Raw genomic sequence first — 3274 nt, forward strand, 5'->3', positions numbered from 1 at the left:
ATGCCCCCGAGACCCTTGTCATCCCATCAACCCCAAGCCATAAAAAACGGGAACTCTCCTTTTGAGTGGATACAAAATTTTGAGTGGATACAAAAAAGGGGGCACGTCAAACCTTGGCGCATCATGTCAATCGGACTGCGCAATTGGGTATATAGGTTATAGCAATCAACGGTTTATATTAGATAGTGATCCACCACAAAAAAACTGTGCTTTAATACCTTCACTCCGTCACATTTATAATATATAATAAAAAAGAAAATGTAGAGTATCAGGGAAGTTTGTACACATGATAATATATATAGAGAAAAAAAATAATATTTTTTCGATAAGGTTTTAATATGTCCGTATATGAAGAGATTTATGATGAAATAGAGAAGTCAAATCTATTCGATAAAGATTTTTATCTTCTCGAATATGATGATGTCAGGGAATCTAATTCTGATCCCATAGAGCATTATATAAAATACGGAAGAGAAGAAGGTAGACGTCCGAATTCTTATTTCGACGAAAAAAGATATATAACTTATTTTGATAAAGAAAAAGAAGATCTTTCTTTTCCTTTTTTGCATTTTTTAAGAAGAAACAATGGCATTAAATTTGCAGATAAAGGACTATTGGGAGATTTCAGCTTCGAATCTATAGAAAAAATCGTATCAAATATAAATAAAATTCCTTTCTTCTCATGTGAAGATTACGAAGAAATGAATTCTGATACAAAAGGTGGAAGTGTATCATCTGATATTCATGCCGTTATATACGGAATACCTGAGGGTAGGAGAATTTTTTCTCCTAAAAAAATAGCAGAAACTTTTGGTATTTTGGCTAAAGAAAAATTAAATTATATTATATCTAATAAAAAAATTACAAACAATAAAAATTTATCTGAAATTGTATTCCCTGTTTTTTATCATTCAAAAGGCAATACATTCATAAGGGAAATAGCTGAAGATTTTTCAGAGTATATGAGATCTTCTGGATTTAAAAGTATAGTCGTTACTGAAGAATATGAGCCAAATAATTCTTCTGAATTATATATATTTTGCGCTCCCCATGAGTTCTTTTTTCTAAATGGTTCTGAAAAATGGAAAGAAGAAAGTATAATATCTTCTTCAATCATGTTAAATACTGAACAGCCTCAAACTGACTGGTTTAATAGAGGGGTTATATATTTATTTTTAAGCCTAGCAATTATTGATTTTTCTTATCAGACATATGAAATATTTAAAAATATGGGAATAAGGAGTTTCCATTTTGATCCCATTGTCTCAACGGATCCAATTGAAATTGAAGAAGAATATAGAAAAAGTAATTTATTTAAAATTCTTCCGGAAAAAGCTAAAAAAAGTGGAGTTAGTTATAAAAAATTCCTTGATAGATCTATAGATGTAAGTTTTTTTGGGAATGATTCTAGGAAAAGAGATAAATTTCTTTCAAAGAATGCTCTTTATTTATCTGAGAAAAATTGTTTTATATATTATAGGAAAAATCAAGGTCCTATACCTGGGAAAGATCCTTATAAAATACTTTCAAAAATTCCATCCTATGTTGCAGATAATTCTAAAATATCCATAAATATTCATAGAGATGAAGATCCTTACTTCGAATGGCACAGGATCGTAAAGCAAGGCCTTTCTCGAGGCAGTATCGTAGTTTCCGAAGAGTGTTTACCTCATCCTCTGTATAAAGAGGGTGTAAATTTTCTTGTAGAAACATCCAGGCATATGCCTAACCTTATAGAATGGCTTTTAAATTCTGAAGATGGGCATAAAAAAGCAAATGAAATACAGGAAGAGAACTTTAAAATGCTAAATAACAAAAATTTATTGAAATCTAAAAATATAGATTTAATAAATTTTATTAATAACATTATTAAGGAGCTGTAAATTATGATTATGAAACCGTGGGATCCGACACCTGTAGAGATATTTACACAAAGTAAAAATAAAACAAATTCTGGTATATTTATTTCTGTTATAGTGACGAATTATAATTATGGAAAATACATCGAGAAATGTTTAGACTCTATACATAATCAAACTTTCGATAAATTAGAGTTAGTTGTCATTGATGACAAGTCAGAAAAAGATGATTCTATTGACGTCATACACAAGTGGATGAAGAAGAATTATACGAGATTTGAAAAATGCACGCTTTTATCGAATAAAACGAATCAGGGACCTTCTTTCTCCCGAAATTCAGCAATAAATTATGCAAAATCTGAATACATTTTCATGATGGACGCTGATAATGAGATATTTCCATCAGCAATTTCCAAATTATTTTCAGCTTTAATGAAAACATCTGCCGCCGGATCTTATTCGCAGATTGTCGATTTTGGTGAGCGAAACCAGATTGGTGTCTCAGACATATGGGATGCCAATAGAATGAGGCAAAATAATTACGTAGACGTAATGGCTCTTATAAAAAAGAAGGCTTGGGAAGATGTCGGAGGATTTAGTCATATAGAGGAGGGATGGGAAGATTATGATTTTTGGTTAAAATTTATAGATAAAAAACTTGATCTTTGCTTTTTACCTGAAATTCTATGTAAATATAGAGTTCATAATTCATCAAGAACAGCAAAAGAGGCTTTTTCAGCACATTTTATTCTTGAAAATCTTATGAAATTTAGGCACCCATAATTAATTTATAAATATTATAAAATATACAGCCCAATATTTAATGGGCTGTATATAATTCTTAATATTATGAATTTTTCTCTGGGGAAGATCGGATCCTGTAAAAATTCCAGAAACTCCGATTGAAGATGGAGACCCGCAAAAATCGGTAGTGTTTGGACGCCTATGGTGATTCATTGAAGTTACGCGATCACGGAGGCCTGCCATGGATCCCAAGTCCCTGTTCAGTTTGAGTGATCACCTTGATGCATTGAGCAAGGAGGGTGATCCGCTCGAGGTTTTGCAGGAGACGGTGAATTTCGAGCATTTCCGGGTGTGGCTGGTCGAAGGGCTTGGCTATGGCGATGGCAGCAAAGGTGGCCGCCCATCTTTGATCCGGTGATGATGTTCAAGGCCCTGATCCTGCAGGCGCAGCATAATCTGTCAGACGCCCGGATGGAGTTCATGATCCGCGATCGGCTGAGTTGGCTGCGATCTCTGGGGCTGTCGCTCGGGGATTGAAGGTCGGACGAGAACACGATCCGGCATTTTCGCAATCGCCTGACCGAGACGGGAACGCTCATACCAACCGTTTCTTGATCAGACTCACGGGGTACCCATTGGGCTAAAAATGTGATTCACAGGATGCTGATCAT

The 3274-nt window shown here is 34.1% G+C and carries 4 protein-coding genes; all 4 read left to right on the top strand.

Going from position 1 to position 3274, the window contains the following annotated elements; translation table 11 throughout:
- The first annotated feature begins 338 nt into the window (after nucleotides 1-338).
- Nucleotides 339-1883 (top strand): hypothetical protein, encoded by a 1545-nt coding sequence (locus tag LOC54_RS11835; RefSeq protein WP_279313993.1) that lies wholly within the window; start codon nucleotides 339-341, stop codon nucleotides 1881-1883.
- A 3-nt stretch (nucleotides 1884-1886) separates the two neighbouring features.
- A complete protein-coding gene (locus tag LOC54_RS11840; RefSeq protein WP_279313994.1) occupies nucleotides 1887-2642 on the top strand; it encodes a glycosyltransferase family A protein in 756 nt (251 codons plus the stop codon).
- 202 nt (nucleotides 2643-2844) lie between these two features.
- On the top strand, nucleotides 2845-3021 hold the full coding sequence (locus LOC54_RS11845) for a hypothetical protein (RefSeq protein ID WP_279313995.1): 177 nt from the start codon (nucleotides 2845-2847) through the stop codon (nucleotides 3019-3021).
- Nucleotides 3021-3140, top strand: a complete 120-nt coding sequence (locus LOC54_RS11850) for a transposase (protein WP_279313996.1) — start codon at nucleotides 3021-3023, stop codon at nucleotides 3138-3140. Before LOC54_RS11845 ends, LOC54_RS11850 begins: the two co-directional genes overlap by 1 nt.
- Nucleotides 3141-3274: the final 134 nt, after the last annotated feature.

The organism is Acetobacter sp. AN02, assembly GCF_029759835.1.
Classification (GTDB): domain Bacteria; phylum Pseudomonadota; class Alphaproteobacteria; order Acetobacterales; family Acetobacteraceae; genus Acetobacter.